Origin of the sequence: Massilia sp. MS-15 (genome assembly GCF_020176695.1) — a bacterium.
In the GTDB taxonomy this organism is placed as follows: domain Bacteria; phylum Pseudomonadota; class Gammaproteobacteria; order Burkholderiales; family Burkholderiaceae_D; genus Telluria; species Telluria hydrophila.
In genome coordinates this window covers 207,608-223,333 of sequence record NZ_JAIWIA010000018.1, presented here as the reverse complement: position 1 = coordinate 223,333, position 15,726 = coordinate 207,608, and the positions used below count along the sequence as shown (strand labels likewise).

The 15,726-nt window shown below is 65.9% G+C and carries 10 protein-coding genes and 2 tRNA genes; 9 read left to right on the top strand and 3 right to left on the bottom strand.

Features of this window, described 5'->3' with window-relative positions:
- Window positions 1–275: 275 nt before the first annotated feature.
- The 7 genes from clpP (at window position 276) to LCI23_RS08545 (ending at window position 7,822) form a co-directional block, all read left to right on the top strand.
- Window positions 276–893: an ATP-dependent Clp endopeptidase proteolytic subunit ClpP gene (clpP, locus tag LCI23_RS08575; RefSeq protein ID WP_159696901.1), complete on the top strand. Its 618-nt coding sequence runs from the start codon at window positions 276–278 to the stop codon at window positions 891–893.
- Between the two features lie 183 nt (window positions 894–1,076).
- Window positions 1,077–2,345: an ATP-dependent Clp protease ATP-binding subunit ClpX gene (clpX, locus tag LCI23_RS08570; protein WP_224946031.1), complete on the top strand. Its 1,269-nt coding sequence runs from the start codon at window positions 1,077–1,079 to the stop codon at window positions 2,343–2,345.
- A gap of 272 nt (window positions 2,346–2,617) precedes the next feature.
- The gene (gene lon / locus LCI23_RS08565) at window positions 2,618–5,023 is read left to right on the top strand and encodes an endopeptidase La (protein WP_224946030.1); all 2,406 of its coding nucleotides are present in this window, start codon (window positions 2,618–2,620) and stop codon (window positions 5,021–5,023) included.
- 212 nt (window positions 5,024–5,235) lie between these two features.
- Window positions 5,236–5,508, top strand: a complete 273-nt coding sequence (locus tag LCI23_RS08560) for an HU family DNA-binding protein (RefSeq protein ID WP_224946029.1) — start codon at window positions 5,236–5,238, stop codon at window positions 5,506–5,508.
- A 108-nt stretch (window positions 5,509–5,616) separates the two neighbouring features.
- Window positions 5,617–5,693 (top strand) — tRNA-Asp (locus LCI23_RS08555).
- 18 nt (window positions 5,694–5,711) lie between these two features.
- Window positions 5,712–5,788, top strand: a tRNA-Asp gene (locus LCI23_RS08550).
- A gap of 117 nt (window positions 5,789–5,905) precedes the next feature.
- On the top strand, window positions 5,906–7,822 hold the full coding sequence (locus LCI23_RS08545; RefSeq protein ID WP_224946028.1) for a SurA N-terminal domain-containing protein: 1,917 nt from the start codon (window positions 5,906–5,908) through the stop codon (window positions 7,820–7,822).
- Window positions 7,823–7,921: 99 nt separating this feature from the next.
- Here LCI23_RS08545 and mnmH read toward each other — a convergent pair whose 3' ends face one another.
- Both mnmH and LCI23_RS08535 read right to left on the bottom strand, forming a co-directional pair.
- Complete coding sequence (gene mnmH, locus LCI23_RS08540) at window positions 7,922–8,977, bottom strand: tRNA 2-selenouridine(34) synthase MnmH (RefSeq protein ID WP_224946027.1); 1,056 nt, start codon at window positions 8,975–8,977, stop codon at window positions 7,922–7,924.
- A complete protein-coding gene (locus LCI23_RS08535) occupies window positions 8,974–9,561 on the bottom strand; it encodes an arylesterase (RefSeq protein WP_224946026.1) in 588 nt (195 codons plus the stop codon). Before LCI23_RS08535 ends, mnmH begins: the two co-directional genes overlap by 4 nt.
- 49 nt (window positions 9,562–9,610) lie before the next feature.
- On the opposite strand from LCI23_RS08535, the gene LCI23_RS08530 reads away from it, so the two are divergent.
- Window positions 9,611–10,351, top strand: coding sequence for an ABC transporter ATP-binding protein (locus tag LCI23_RS08530; protein ID WP_224946025.1), 741 nt, complete (start codon window positions 9,611–9,613; stop codon window positions 10,349–10,351).
- On the opposite strand, the gene LCI23_RS08525 is transcribed toward LCI23_RS08530, so the two are convergent.
- Window positions 10,348–11,853, bottom strand: a complete 1,506-nt coding sequence (locus LCI23_RS08525) for an NAD(P)H-hydrate dehydratase (RefSeq protein WP_224946024.1) — start codon at window positions 11,851–11,853, stop codon at window positions 10,348–10,350. The genes LCI23_RS08530 and LCI23_RS08525 overlap by 4 nt on opposite strands.
- Window positions 11,854–11,936: 83 nt before the next feature.
- On the opposite strand from LCI23_RS08525, the gene LCI23_RS08520 reads away from it, so the two are divergent.
- Window positions 11,937–15,554: a hydantoinase B/oxoprolinase family protein gene (locus tag LCI23_RS08520; RefSeq protein WP_224946023.1), complete on the top strand. Its 3,618-nt coding sequence runs from the start codon at window positions 11,937–11,939 to the stop codon at window positions 15,552–15,554.
- Window positions 15,555–15,726: the final 172 nt, after the last annotated feature.

Sequence of the window (15,726 nt, the reverse complement as noted above, 5' to 3'; positions counted from 1 at the left end):
TCAGCAGCAAGGCGATCGCTTTCGATGAACTGATGGGCGGCAATCCGCAGGGCTAAGATTTGCTGGTCTGCGAGGACAGCGGGCTTGTATCGTTGGGTGGGCGGGTCTCCCGCCCACGCGGTGATAGTCGGGAGCAAGATCATCGTGCACGATGATGGTGCCGACGGCGATCACCGCGTGGGCAGCGGAGCTGCCCACCCTACGTGTCTGTGTGAACCGCATACGTCTGCTAAGATTGGGTTTCTGAACCCCTATTTACAAGGAACGAGACAGGTATGATTCGTAATCCCGCATTGGATACCCAGGCACTCGGCCTCGTGCCGATGGTGGTCGAGCAAAGCGGCCGCGGCGAGCGCGCCTATGACATCTATTCGCGCCTCCTCAAGGAGCGCGTGATTTTCCTGGTCGGCCCTGTCAACGACCAGATGGCCAACCTGATCGTGGCCCAGTTGCTGTTCCTGGAAAGCGAAAATCCGGACAAGGACATCTCGCTGTACATCAACTCGCCGGGCGGTTCCGTCTCGGCGGGCCTGGCGATCTTCGACACGATGAACTTCATCAAGCCGGACGTCTCGACCCTGTGCACCGGCCTGGCCGCCTCGATGGGCGCCTTCCTGCTGGCCGCCGGCGCCAAGGGCAAGCGCTTCTCGCTGCCGAACTCGCGCGTGATGATCCACCAGCCCTCCGGCGGTTCGCAGGGCATGGCCTCGGACATCGAGATCCAGGCCAAGGAAATCCTGTACCTGCGCGAGCGCCTGGCGCGCATCATGGCTGACAACACCGGCCAGAGCATCGAGCAGATCCACCGCGACACCGACCGCGACCGCTTCATGTCCGCGGAAGAAGCGGTTGAATACGGTATGATCGACCGCGTGCTGACCAACCGCGCCTAAATAGCGCCTTGCGACACCCTGCAGGTGTTGCCAAAAAACGCCCGGGCGCATGCACGTTCGGGCGTTTCGTTTTTATTTCGGGTAGCATGTCCGTGTGCGCACTTGTTGCGTGCCCCTATTAGCGTTATATTCCAGCGTTATATTCCAGCAACTTATTAGCCGAGTCACTCTCACTCCTGCCCCATGTCTGACAAAAAATCCTCCAGCGGCGAAAAACTTCTGTACTGCTCGTTCTGCGGAAAGAGCCAGCACGAAGTCAAGAAGCTGATCGCGGGACCGTCGGTATTCATCTGCGATGAATGCATCGATCTGTGCAACGACATCATCCGCGACGAGACTTCCAACGTCGAGTCGGTGGCCGGCACCAAGTCCGATCTGCCGACGCCACACGAGATCACCGAACTGCTCGACCAGTACGTGATTGGCCAGCAGACGGCCAAGCGCATCCTGTCGGTGGCGGTGTACAACCACTACAAGCGCCTGAAGCACCTGGGCAAGAAGGACGAAGTCGAGCTGGCCAAGAGCAATATCCTGCTCGTCGGTCCGACCGGTTCCGGCAAGACCCTGCTGGCCCAGACCCTGGCGCGCATGCTCAACGTCCCCTTCGTGATCGCCGACGCGACCACCCTGACCGAGGCCGGCTATGTCGGCGAGGACGTCGAGAACATCATCCAGAAGCTGCTGCAAAGCTGCAATTACGAAGTCGAGAAGGCCCAGCGCGGCATCGTCTACATCGACGAGATCGACAAGATCTCGCGCAAGTCCGACAACCCGTCGATCACGCGCGACGTCTCGGGCGAGGGCGTGCAGCAGGCACTGCTGAAACTCATCGAAGGCACCATGGCCTCGGTGCCGCCGCAGGGCGGGCGCAAGCATCCGAACCAGGACTTCGTCCAGATCGACACGACCAACATCATGTTCATCTGCGGCGGCGCCTTCGACGGCTTGGCCAAGATCATCCAGAACCGTTCGGAAAAGAGCGGCATCGGTTTCGCCGCCACCGTCAAGAGCCAGACCGAGCGCGCGGCCAGCGAGATCATGATGGACGCCGAGCCGGAAGACCTGATCAAGTTCGGCCTGATTCCGGAACTGGTGGGCCGCCTGCCGGTCGTCGCGACCCTGAACGAGCTGACCGAGGAAGCCCTGATCCAGATTCTGATCGAGCCGAAGAACGCCCTGATCAAGCAGTACTCGAAGCTGCTGGAGATGGAAGGCGCGGAACTGGAGATCCGTCCGGCCGCCCTGCACGCGATCGCGCGCAAGGCACTGGCCCGCAAGACCGGCGCGCGTGGCCTGCGCTCGATCCTGGAACATGCGCTGCTGGACGTGATGTATGAGCTGCCGAGCCAGCAGAATGTGGTCAAGGTCGTGATCGATGAAAATACGATCACGAATGCCGCAAAGCCTTTGTTGATTTACAGCGAAACGCCAAAAGCATCTGGCGAGAACTGAAAAAAGACGCGCACTCTTGTCACAAAAGTCTTGCCCTACGGATTCTTGACGGTACACTAGGTCATAATAAGAAAGCCGGCTTCAATCGAAAAGCCACTCGCGGGAGCGTCTCGCGCAGTGGCTTTTTCATTTGAAAATGGGGTTTTTATTGAAACGGCTATATTTTCAACTGTGGACATTCTTTTACCAGTAGAAAATATATTCGCGGCGGTGGTCTTGAGATTTGCGCCGCGCGTGCCCAAGTTCAGCAACACGTTTCTATAAGGTATGCCATGACAACTTCGAAATTAACCGAGCAAACGACGCTGCCTCTCCTGCCGCTGCGCGACGTGGTCGTGTTCCCGCATATGGTGATACCTCTGTTCGTCGGCCGTCCGAAGTCCATCAAGGCGCTGGAAGCCGCCATGGAGCAGGGCAAGAGCATCATGCTGGCTGCCCAGAAGGCGGCCGCCAAGGACGAACCTTCCGCCGCAGACATCTACGAGATCGGCTGCGTGGCGAATATTCTGCAGATGCTGAAACTCCCCGACGGCACCGTGAAGGTGCTGGTCGAGGGCGCCCAGCGCGCGCGCATCGACCACATCGTCGATGGCGCCACCCATTTCACGGCCGAGCTGACCCCGGTCGAATCGGAGGTCGGCGACGACTCCGAGGTCGAGGCGATGCGCCGCGCCATCGTCCAGCAGTTCGACCAATACGTCAAACTCAACAAGAAGATTCCACCCGAGATCCTGGCTTCGCTGGCCGGCATCGACGACGCTGGCCGCCTGGCCGACACCGTTGCCGCCCACCTGCCGCTCAAGCTCGAGCAGAAGCAGGTGATCCTCGAAATCTTCAATGTCACCAAGCGCCTCGAGCACCTGCTCGGCCAGCTGGAAGGCGAACTCGACATCCTGCAGGTGGAAAAGCGCATCCGCGGCCGCGTCAAGCGCCAGATGGAAAAATCGCAGCGCGAGTACTACCTGAACGAACAGGTCAAGGCCATCCAGAAGGAGCTGGGCGAGGGCGAGGACGGCGCCGACATCGAGGAACTCGAGAAGAAGGTGATCGCCGCCAAGATGCCGAAAGAGGCACTCGAGAAGGCGCAGGCCGAAATCAAGAAGCTCAAGATGATGTCGCCAATGTCGGCCGAAGCCACGGTCGTGCGCAACTACATCGACACCCTGGTCGGCTTGCCGTGGAAGAAGAAGTCGAAGGTCACGATCGACCTGGAAAAGGCCCAGCAGGTACTCGAGTCCGACCACTACGGCCTCGACAAGATCAAGGAACGCATCCTCGAATACCTCGCGGTGCAGCAGCGCGTCGACAAGCTGAAAGCGCCGATCCTGTGCTTCGTCGGCCCGCCGGGCGTGGGCAAGACCTCGCTGGGTGAGTCGATCGCCCGCGCCACCGGCCGCAAGTACGTGCGCATGGCCCTGGGCGGCGTGCGCGACGAAGCCGAGATCCGCGGCCACCGCCGTACCTACATCGGCTCGATGCCGGGCAAGGTGCTGCAGTCGCTGTCGAAAGTCGGCGTGAGGAATCCCCTGTTCCTGCTCGACGAGATCGACAAGATGGGCGCGGACTTCCGCGGTGACCCAAGCTCGGCCCTGCTGGAAGTGCTGGATCCCGCCCAGAACCACACCTTCAGCGACCACTACGTCGAAGTCGACTTCGACCTGTCGGACGTGATGTTCGTGGCGACCTCGAACTCCTTCAACATCCCGCCGGCGCTGCTGGACCGGATGGAAGTGATCCGCCTGTCGGGCTATACCGAGGACGAGAAGACCAGTATCGCGCAGCGCTACCTGCTGCCGAAGCAGATCAAGAACAACGGTCTGAAGGAAGGCGAGATCAAGGTCGAGGAATCGGCGATCCGCGACATCATCCGCTACTACACCCGTGAAGCGGGCGTGCGTTCGCTCGAGCGCGAGATCTCGAAGATCTGCCGCAAGGTCGTCAAGATGCTGCTGCTGACCAAGGCCGAGAAGAAGGTGACTGTCAACGCCAAGAACCTGGACAAGTTCCTGGGCGTGCGCCGCTATGACTTCGGCGTGGCCGAGAAGGAAAACCAGATCGGCCAGGTGGTCGGCCTGGCCTGGACCGAGGTCGGTGGCGACCTGCTCACGATCGAAGCCGTCAACGTGCCCGGCAAGGGCGCCATTATCCGCACCGGCACCCTGGGCGACGTGATGAAGGAATCGATCGAGGCGGCGCGCACCGTGGTGCGTTCGCGCGCCCAGCGCTTCGGCATCAAGGCCGAGGCTTTTGAAAAGACCGACATCCACATCCACGTCCCGGAAGGCGCGACGCCGAAGGATGGTCCATCTGCCGGCATCGGCATGACCACCGCCCTGGTGTCGGCCTTCACCGGCATTCCGGTGCGCGCCGATGTGGCCATGACGGGCGAGATCACGCTGCGCGGCGAAGTGCTGCCGATCGGCGGCCTGAAGGAAAAGCTGCTGGCGGCCCATCGCGGCGGCATCAAGACCGTCCTGATTCCCGAGCAGAACGTGAAAGACCTGGCCGAGATCCCGGACAACGTCAAGAACAAGCTCGAGATCGTGCCGGTGCGCTGGATCGAGAAGGTGCTCGAAGTCGCGCTGGAGCGCCAGCCGGAAGCGCTGGTCGAGGTGCCGGCTACGGTGGCGGTGACGCCGGCGGCGGCCGATCCTTCGTCGGACGTGGTCAAGCACTGAGCGCAAGCCATGCGCCGAGAAACAGGCGTCCTGCGGGACGCCTGTTTTTTTGCCGCTGCCGCCATCAGTCCGAACGCAGCGGTGATGCATCGGCGCAACCGACGGACGCCTCCACGTATGTTGCTTGACAGACCAATGTTGCCCTTGTTTAATACGCCCTTGCACTTTTGCAGCAAGGCGCCGTGGCGTCCAAACGTATACGAGGGTTAGAAGTGAACAAGACAGAACTGATCGAAGAAATCGCGAAGTCCGCGGACATTACCAAGGCCTCGGCGACCCGTGCTCTCGACGCATTGATCACCGCCGTGACCGAATCGCTGAAGAACAACGATAGCGTGACGCTGGTCGGCTTCGGTACCTTCACCGTGGGCGAGCGCGCGGCCCGTACCGGCCGCGATCCACGCACCAAGGAACCGATCAAGATTAAGGCTGCGAAGGTTCCGAAATTTAAGGCTGGTAAAGCTCTGAAAGATGCTGTAAACTAATGCCTTCTCTGCAGTGACATGCAGGGAGCACTAGCCGGAAGGAGAGCAGTTCGGAGTTGCGGGCCTCTCGCAATCCACCTTTCCGGTGAGCGCTGACGTGTTTTTGTTGGAGCGGTAGTTCAGTTGGTTAGAATACCGGCCTGTCACGCCGGGGGTCGCGGGTTCGAGCCCCGTCCGCTCCGCCAACATTCACCTCACAATCTGGAGCGGTAGTTCAGTTGGTTAGAATACCGGCCTGTCACGCCGGGGGTCGCGGGTTCGAGCCCCGTCCGCTCCGCCAGAATCCAGTAAGCTCCGGACCCTTGAAAGGGGACGGAAACCGAGAAGAGGCGAACGCGAGTTCGCCTTTTTTTTTAACCTGTGCTGTTAAAGCATTTTCAACCTTGAATGGCTGACCATGTTTGATTTTGTCCGTAACAACAAGCGCGTGATGCAGGGTCTGCTGCTGGTGCTGATCGTGCCTTCGTTCGTGCTAGTCGGTGTCGAGAGCTACCAGGACCGCGGCGACGCCGCTACCGGTGTGGCAACCGTGGCCGGCCAGAAGGTCACCCAGCAGGAATGGGAAGAAGCCCAGCGCCGCCAGATCGACCAGGCGCGCCAGATGATGGGTCCGCAGTTCGACCAGAAGATGTTCGAGACACCGGAAGCCAAGCAGGCGATCCTGAACAACCTCGTGGCCGAGCGCGCCGTGGCCGCCGAGATCGCGCGCACCCACATGACCGTGAACGATGCCGCCCTGGCCAGGGAAATCGGCAAGGTCCAGTCCTTCCGCAAGGCCGACGGCAGCTTCGACATGGACGCCTACAAGGGCGCGCTGGCCGCGCAGGGCATGACGCCCGCCATGTTCGACCAGCGCCTGCGCCGCGACCTGACCGTGCAGCAGCTGACGGGTTCGATCCAGTCCACGGCGTTTGCCCCGCGCAGCGTGTCGGCGCGTCTGTCCGACATCAACGACCAGGAACGCGAGGTCCAGGAAATGGTGTTCCCGATCGCCCAGTTCCTGCCGCAGGTGAAGGTCAGCGACGCGATGGTCAAGGCCTATTACGACAAGAACGCCGCGCTGTTCACGGTTCCGGAGCAGGTCAAGGCCGAATACGTGTTGTTCGATGCGCAAGCCGTGGCCAGCCAGGTGCAGGTGAGCGACGCCGAGGTCACCGATTTCTATAACAAGAACCTCAAGAACTACACCACGCCCGAGCAGCGCAGCGCCAGCCACATCCTGATCACGCTGGCACGCGACGCCAAGGCGCCCGAGCAGGCTGCCGCCAAGGCCAAGGCCGAGGCGGTGCTGGCCGAAGTCCGCAAGAATCCGGCCAACTTCGCCGAGATCGCCAAGGCGCAATCGCAGGACCCGGGCTCGGCCTCGGTTGGGGGCGACCTGGGCGTGGTCGAGAAGGGCACCTTCGTCAAGCCGGTCGAGGATGCGATCTACGCGTTGAAGGAAGGCGAGACGAGCGGCCTGGTGCAGTCCGAGTTCGGCTACCACGTCATCAAGCTCACCGCGCTCAAGCCGGCGGCGCAGAAGCCCCTGGCCGAGGCCAGGGAAGAGATCGCTGCCGAGCTGAAAAAGCAGAAGATGTCGAAGAAGTATTCGGAGATGGCCGAAACTTTCACCAACATGGTGTACGAGCAGTCGGAAAGCCTGAAGCCGGTGGCCGACAAGCTGGGCCTGAAGATCGAGACCGTCGACGACCTGACCCGCAAGCCGAATCCGCAACTGGCCCAGGCACCGTTCAACAACGAGAAGTTCCTGGCCGCGATCTTCGGCACGGACGCCGTCAAGAACAAGCGCAATACCGAAGCGATCGAAGTCTCGCCGAGCGTCCTGATCTCCGGCCGGGTGCTGGAATTCACGCCGGCCACCAAGCGTCCGCTGGCCGAGGTCGATGCCCAGATCCGCCAGCGCGTGACGCTGGAAGAGGCGGCGCGCCTGGCGCGCGCGGCCGGCGAGCAGAAAATGGCCGCCGCCAAGACCTCGGGCGACGCCACCGGTTTTGGTGCGCCGTCCGTTGTCACCCGCACCAGGGAACCGGCGATCAATACCTCCGCGGCGATCGCGGTACTGAAGGCCGACGTCAGCAAGCTGCCGGCCTATGTCGGCGTGGAGATCCCGGGTCAGGGCTATGGCGTGTACCGGATCAACCGCGTCGCGCAGCCGGCCCAGCCGGACGCGGAACGCCGCAAGCAGGAAGCGCAGCAGATCTCGGGCATGGTCGGCCAGGCCGAGCTGTTCAACTTCGTGGAAGCGCTCAAGGCCAAGGCCAAGGCCAAGGTCAACGTGCAGGCCGCGCAGCTCGGTACCAAGTCCGAGTAAGCGCAGCGCCCACGAACAAAAGCCCGGCTGTGTGAGCAGCCGGGCTTTTTTGCATGTTTGCCTGGAAGACGGCCTTGGCCCGGACTGCCGGGCGCGTCTTCAGCCCGCGTGCAGCTGGCGGGCGGCGGCCAGGAAGTCGGCCGTGCCGATGTCGCGCAGCTCCAGCACCTCGGCCTGCGCATAACGCACGAAGTTGCGCTCGATCGAGCGCAGGTAGGCAGGGTCGTAGTGGTCCTGCAGCAGCTGCTCGACCAGCTCCGCCATCTCGCCGCCATGGGCCAGGTCGCGCCATGTCCCGATCTTCTCCTTGCCGTGCAGCTGGGCCAGGTGCGCCAGCTGGCCGGTCAGCACGTCGGGGTCGCGGCAGAAGTGGTCATAGTCCTGCATCAGGAGGCGTACCCGGTTCTCGCGCGCCAGCTGCAGCGCGATGCAGGGCGCGGCGCGCATGCGCGCCATTACCGCATCCGGCACCCGCAGGTTGCCGACCTTCTTGCTCTCGGATTCGACGAACACGGGGCGGCTCGGGTCGAAATGGCGCAGCTTGTCCCAGATGCGGCTCTCGAACATCTTCTGGGTTGGCTGCGGCTCGCCAGGGAGGTGGCCCAGCACCGAGCCGCGATGGGCCGCCAGCTGCTCGAGGTCGAGCACCTGGGCGCCGATGCCGGCCAGGGTCTCCAGCAGGCGGCTCTTGCCGCTGCCCGTGGTGCCGCACACGACACGCAGGTCGAGCGCGGGCGGATCTTCCAGCGCCGCCGCCACGTGCGCGCGGTAGGCCTTGTAGCCGCCGTCCAGCTGGACGACCGGCCAGCCGACCTTGGCCAGGATGTGGGCCATGGAACCGCTGCGGTTGCCGCCGCGCCAGCAGTACACCAGCGGCTTCCACTCGCGCGGCTGGTCCGCCCACAGGGTCTCGATGTGGCGTGCGATGTTGGCGGCCACCAGCGGCGCACCGACCTTTTTCGCCTCGAACGCGCCGACCTGCTTGTACAGGGTGCCGACGCGGACGCGCTGGACGTCGTCCAGCACCGGCGCATTGATCGCACCCGGGATATGGTCGAGCGCGTATTCCGACTCGCTGCGTGCGTCGATGATGGTGTCGAAGCGATCGAGTTCGGGAAGGATGTCGGTGAAGCTCAGGACGGCAGGGTATTTCATCGTTTTTTCAGGAGAGGCGCGAAATGGGGCCAGATATTGTTCAGGATAACCGGATGGGCGGCGGCAAGCGGGTGCAGGCGGTCCTGCTGGAACAGGGCCGGCTTGTCGGCCACGCCTTCGAGCATGAAGGGAACGAGGGGAGAGCCGGTATCCTGGGCGACCTTCTTGAACATGTTGAAGAAGCTTTCGGTATAGGCGCGGCCATAGTTGGGCGGCATGCGCATCCCGACCAGCACCACGCGCGCCTGCCTGGCCTGCGCCATCTTCACCATGGCGCGCAGGTTGGCGTCGGCCGCGGCCACCGGCAGGCCGCGCAGGCCGTCGTTGGCGCCCAGTTCGATCACCACGATGTCGGGCCTGTGCTGGTCGAGCAGGGCGGGCAGTCGGGTACGCCCGCCGATCGTGGTCTCGCCGCTGATGCTGGCGTTGACCACGCGCGCGGCGAACTTCTCCGCCTGCAGGCGGCGCTCCAGCAGGGCGACCCAGCCTGCGCCGCGTGCGATGCCGTATTCGGCCGACAGGCTGTCGCCCAGCACGAGCACGGTTTTTGGTGCAGAATAGGCGCTCGCCGATGCGGCCAGCATGCAGCTGGCCACGAGCGACAAAACAATGAATTTTCTCAGAAAAGCTAGCATGCGTGATCAACCCGAGGTGTACAAGAATGGGCCGGCAAGCGGCGCGGCCGGCGTAGCGGATGTGTCCCGGTCAAGGCCGCCGGCGATCGCCGTGCGCGGCCTGTCGAAACGCGTGGCGGACGCCAGCGGCGAACTCACCATCCTGCAAGACATCGATTTTACCGTGCAAGCGGCCGAGACGCTCGCGCTCGTCGGCGCATCCGGTTCCGGCAAGTCGACCCTGCTCGGCCTGCTCGCAGGCCTGGACACGCCATCGGGCGGCACAGTCGTGCTCGACGGCACCGACATCTTTGCCCTCGACGAGGACGGGCGCGCCGCCTTTCGCAAGGCCAAGCTGGGCTTCGTGTTCCAGTCCTTCCAGCTGCTGGCCCACCTGAACGCACTGGAGAATGTGATGCTGCCGCTGGAACTGCGCGGCGAGCGCGATGCCCGTGCCAGGGCCGAGGCGATGCTGGGCCGCGTGGGCTTGTCCAGCCGCCTGCGGCACTATCCGAAATACCTGTCCGGCGGCGAACAGCAGCGCGTGGCGCTGGCGCGCGCCTTCGTCACCGAGCCGCCGCTGCTGTTCGCGGACGAGCCCACGGGCAGTCTCGACGCCGCCACCGGCGAATCGATCATCGCCCTGATGTTCGAACTGAACCGCGAACGCGGATCGACCCTGGTGCTGGTCACGCACGATCCGGCGATGGCGGCGCGCTGCGGCCGCACGCTTACCATTGCGGCGGGACGGCTGGCCTAGGGACGACCCGCCCCCGCTTCACGCACCAGCCGGTTCAGCACGGCGCGCACGGCGGCCGGCAATTCTCCCGCCGTCAATCCGATCGGGCCGATTCCCTGTTCGACCAGCCAGTCGGCGGCCGCGCCATGGATCCACACCGCGCCCGCCGCCGCTTCCCATGCCGGCCAGCCCTGCGCCAGCAGGGCGCCGCACAGGCCGGCCAGCACGTCGCCGCTGCCGCCGGTGGCCAGGCCCGGATTGCCGGTCGGGTTCACGAGCAGCGTCCCATCCGGACGCCCGACCAGGGTCCCCGACCCTTTCAGCACCACCACCGCGCCGGTGCGCGTGGCCAGGCTGCGCGCCGCCGCCAGCCGGTCGGCCTGGATCGTTGCGGCGGTCACGCCCAGCAGGCGCGCTGCCTCCAGCGGGTGCGGCGTGAGCACCGCGCCGGCGCCGCGCCGCGCGAGGCGGGCCAGCAGTTCGGGGCTGGCCGCGAGCAGGTTCAGGGCATCGGCGTCGAGCACCAGCGCATTCGTGCTGTCCAGGGCCTGCGCCAGCAGTCGCATCGCCTCGGCCGAGCCGCCCATGCCGGGGCCGAGTACCAGCGTGCGGCTGCCGAATGCCAGCTCGGCCGCCGCGCGGAACATGATCTCGGGCTGGACACTGTCTACCCCGGGGTGGGGGCCCAGCATGGCGGCGTACACGCGCCCGGCACCCCCATACATGGCCGCGCGCGCGGCCAGCACCGGCGCACCCAGCATGCCTTCGGCGCCACCGAGCACCGCCACGTCCCCGTAGCTGCCCTTGTGGCTGCCGTGGCGGCGCGCCCGCAGGCAGCGCGCGAATACCGCGCGCGAATCGAGGCGGGCGGCCGGTTCGGGCAGCGTGGCCGGATCGATGCCGAGCGCTTCCACCCGCACCAGGCCCGCATGATCGCGCCCATCCCCCGTATGCAGGCCCGGCTTGTTGGCGAGGAAGGTGATGGTGTGGGTCGCGCGCACGGCAATGCCGTCCGGGCCGACAGGCATGCCGGTATCGGCATCGAGGCCGCTCGGCACGTCCAGCGCCAGCACCGGACAGCGCATGTCCGCCAGCGCCGCGGCCAGGTCCCGGTACTCGCCCTCGAGCGGACGCGCGAGGCCGATGCCGAACAGGCCATCGACCACCAGGCCCCATTCGCCATCCGGGGGCAGCATGTCGATGAAGCCGACCGTGCCGGCGCGCGCCCGCGCGTGGGCGTCGGCCGCTTCCTCAGACAGTTCGCGCTGGCCGGGCGGGTAGAGCACGGTGGCGTCGATGCCCGCGTCGGCCAGCACCGCCGCCATCTCGAGGGCATCGCCGCCATTATTGCCTGGACCGGCCAGCAACAGCACCGGCAGGTCGCGCCGCTCGCCCAGCAGTTCCAGGGCGTAGCGGGCCGCCGCCTCGCCCGCGCGCCGCATCAGTGTGCCGGGCGCCAGCTGCGCGCGGGCGCCGGCTTCGATCGCGCGCACCTGCGCGACGGTATACAGGGTATCGTCCATCGCCGTATTGTCCCGCATTTTCGGCGGGATGGTCGCGCGCCGGGACTACAATAGGCGTTTTGGCTTCGAGCGCAGGAGACGGCATGGACTGGCAGTTCTGGATCGACCGTGGCGGTACCTTCACCGACATCGTGGCGCGCCGCCCGGACGGGCAGCTGGTGACGCACAAGCTGCTGTCCGAGAATCCGGATCAGTACCGCGATGCGGCGGTGGCCGGCATCCGCCACCTGCTGGGGCTGGGCGCGGGCGACGCGCTGCCGGCCGGCGCGCTGGAAGCGGTCAAGATGGGCACCACGGTCGCCACCAATGCGCTGCTCGAGCGCAAGGGCGAGCCGACGGTACTGGCCATCACGCGCGGCTTTCGCGACGCGCTGCGCATCGCCTACCAGAACCGCCCGCGCCTGTTCGAGCGCCACATCGTGCTGCCGGAGCTGCTCTACACCGAGGTCGTCGAAGTCGAGGAGCGCGTGGGCGCGCACGGCGAGGTGGTACAGCCGCTGGACGAAGCGGCCACCCGCGCCGCCCTGCAGGCAGCCTACCAACGCGGCCTGCGCGCGATCGCCATCGTGTTCATGCACGGCTACCGCTACACGGCGCACGAGGCGGCCACGGCCCGCATCGCGCGCGAGATCGGCTACACCCAGGTATCGAGCTCGCACGCGGTCAGCCCCCTGATGAAACTGGTGGCGCGCGGCGACACCACCGTGGTCGACGCCTACCTGTCGCCAGTCCTGCGCCGCTATGTCGACCAGGTGGCGGCCGAGCTGCCCGGCGTGCGCCTGCAGTTCATGCAGTCGAGCGGCGGGCTGACCGATGCGCGCAGCTTCCAGGGCAAGGACAGCATCCTGTCCGGGCCGGCCGGCGGCATCGTGGGCATGGTCCGCGCCAGCCAGCTGGCGGGCTTCCGGCAGGTGATCGGTTTCGACATGGGCGGCACCTCGACCGACGTGTCGCACTTCTCGGGCCAGGACCTGTCCGACTACGAACGCGTGTTCGAGACCCAGGTGGCGGGCGTGCGCATGCGCGCGCCGATGATGAGCATCCACACCGTGGCCGCGGGCGGCGGTTCTGTGCTGCATTTCGACGGCACCCGCTACCGCGTCGGCCCGGACAGCGCCGGCGCCAACCCGGGCCCGGCCAGCTACCGGCGCGGCGGGCCGCTCGCCGTCACCGACTGCAATGTCATGCTCGGCAAGATCCAGCCGCGCCACTTTCCACGGCTGTTCGGCCCTGGCGGCGACGCGCCGCTCGACCTGGAGGCGGTGCGCGCGGGCTTCGGCGGCCTGGCCGAGGAGATCGGACGCGCCACCGGCAGCACCCCGGCGCCGGAAGACGTGGCCGAAGGCTTCATCCAGATCGCGGTCGGCAACATGGCGAACGCCATCAAGCAGATCTCGGTGCAGCGCGGGCACGACGTGACCGGCTACGCGCTGACCAGCTTTGGCGGTGCCGGCGGCCAGCACGCCTGCCTGGTGGCCGATGCGCTGGGCATGAAGACGGTGTTCATCCATGCACTGGCGGGCGTGCTGTCGGCCTACGGCATGGGCCTGGCCGACCAGACCGCGATGCGCGAGGAGGCGGTCGAGCAGCGCCTGGGAGAGGCGGGCGCCGACGCGCTGGCGCAGCGCCTGGCGAGGCTGGGCGCCGAGGCGCGCGAACGGCTGCTGGCCCAGGGCGTGGCGCCCGCGCGCATCGAGGTGCTGCAGCGCGTGCACCTGCGCTACGAAGGAACCGACGCGGCCATCGTCGTGCCCTTTGCCGACGCGGCGGCGATGCAGGCCGCCTTCGAGCAGGCCTACAAGCGGCGCTATGCCTTCCTGATGCCGGCGCGCGCGCTGGTGGTGGAAGCGGTGTCGGTGGAAGCCATCGGCCGCTCGGATGCGCCCGGGGAGGCGCCGCCCCCCGCCATCCGGCGCGACGCGCCGCCCGCGCATTGCGAGCAGGTGCGCATGTACAGCGGCGGGGCCTGGCGCGACACGGGGGTATTCCTGCGCACGGCGCTGGCTCCCGGCGACACCATCCGCGGGCCCGCCATCATCGCCGAGGCGAATGCCACCACCGTGGTGGAGCCGGGCTGGCAGGCCGAGCTCACCCCGTTCAATCACCTGGTGCTGCGGCGCGTGGCGGCGCTGCCCGAGCGGCGCGCGATCGGCACCACGGCCGACCCGGTGATGCTCGAGATCTTCAACAACCTGTTCATGTCGATCGCCGAGCAGATGGGCCTGCGCCTCCAGAACACCGCCCATTCGGTCAACATCAAGGAGCGGCTCGACTTCAGCTGCGCGATCTTCGACGCCGAGGGCGGCCTGGTGGCCAATGCCCCGCACATGCCGGTGCACCTGGGCTCGATGGGCGAGAGCATCAAGGCAGTAATGCGCAGGAACGCCGGACGCATGAAAGCGGGCGACGTCTACATGCTGAACGACCCCTACAACGGCGGTACCCACCTGCCGGACGTGACGGTGATCACGCCCGTGTTCGACGAAGCGGGGCAGGAGCTGCTGTTCTACGTCGGCTCGCGCGGTCACCATGCGGACATCGGCGGCACCACGCCGGGCTCGATGCCGCCCGACTCCACGCATATCGACGAGGAGGGCGTCCTGATCGACAACGTCATGCTGGTCGACGGCGTGGACGGCGTGCTGCGCGAGGACACGGTACGCGCGCTGCTGCTGGGCGCGCGCTACCCGGCGCGCAACCCGGACCAGAACCTGGCCGACCTGCGCGCCCAGGTGGCGGCGAACCAGAAGGGCGTGGACGAGCTGCGCCGGATGGTCGCCCATTTCGGGCTGGACGTGGTGCGCGCCTACATGGGCCATGTGCAGGACAACGCCGAGGAAGCGGTGCGGCGGGTGATCGCGGCGCTAAAGGATGGCCACTATCGCTACGAGATCGACAACGGTGCGCGCATCGAGGTGGCGATCCGCGTCGACCGCGCGACGCGCAGTGCGGAGATCGACTTCACGGGCACCTCGAGCCAGCTGCCGAACAATTTCAACGCCCCCTCGAGCGTGTGCATGGCGGCGGTGCTGTATGTGTTCCGCACCCTGGTCAGCGACGAGATCCCGCTCAACGGCGGCTGCCTCAAGCCGCTGAAGGTCGTCATCCCGCCGGGGTCGATGCTGAACCCCCACTATCCGGCCTCGGTGGTGTCGGGCAATGTCGAGACCTCGACCTGCATCACCAATGCCCTGTACGGCGCGCTCGGCGTAATGGCGGCCAGCCAGGGCACGATGAACAACTTCACGTTCGGGAACGCGCGCTACCAGTACTACGAGACCATCGCCGGCGGCTCGGGAGCCGGGGAGGGCTTCGACGGCACCGACGTGGTGCAGACCAACATGACCAACTCGCGCCTGACTGATCCGGAGATCCTGGAGTTTCGCTTTCCGGTACGCCTGGAAAGCTACGCCATCCGGCACGGTTCGGGCGGCGCGGGACGCTGGCGCGGCGGAAACGGGGGTGTGCGCGAGATCCGCTTCCTGGAAGCGATGACGGCCGCGATCCTGTCGAATAACCGGATATACGCGCCCTTCGGCATGGCGGGCGGCGAGCCGGGCGAGCGCGGACGCAACACGGTGCTGCGCGCCGACGGGACGGTCGAGATCCTTGGCCACATCGGCAAGGTGGACATGGCGCCGGGCGACATGTTCGTGATCGAGACCCCGGGTGGCGGCGGATTTGGCTGTCCGAAACCTTGATGGAAGTTCGTGTCGCGATCGTCAGGTCGGTGGGCAAGCCCTTTCCGCGGACCCGCGGCGTCCCGGTGCGGGTCGTCGCGACGGCGTCGTTTCCATGCAACTAGGATATCGCTTGCATTGCTAGTTGTCTGCACGCAAGATGGCGGATCCGTCGATCTCTGCGAGCAACGAC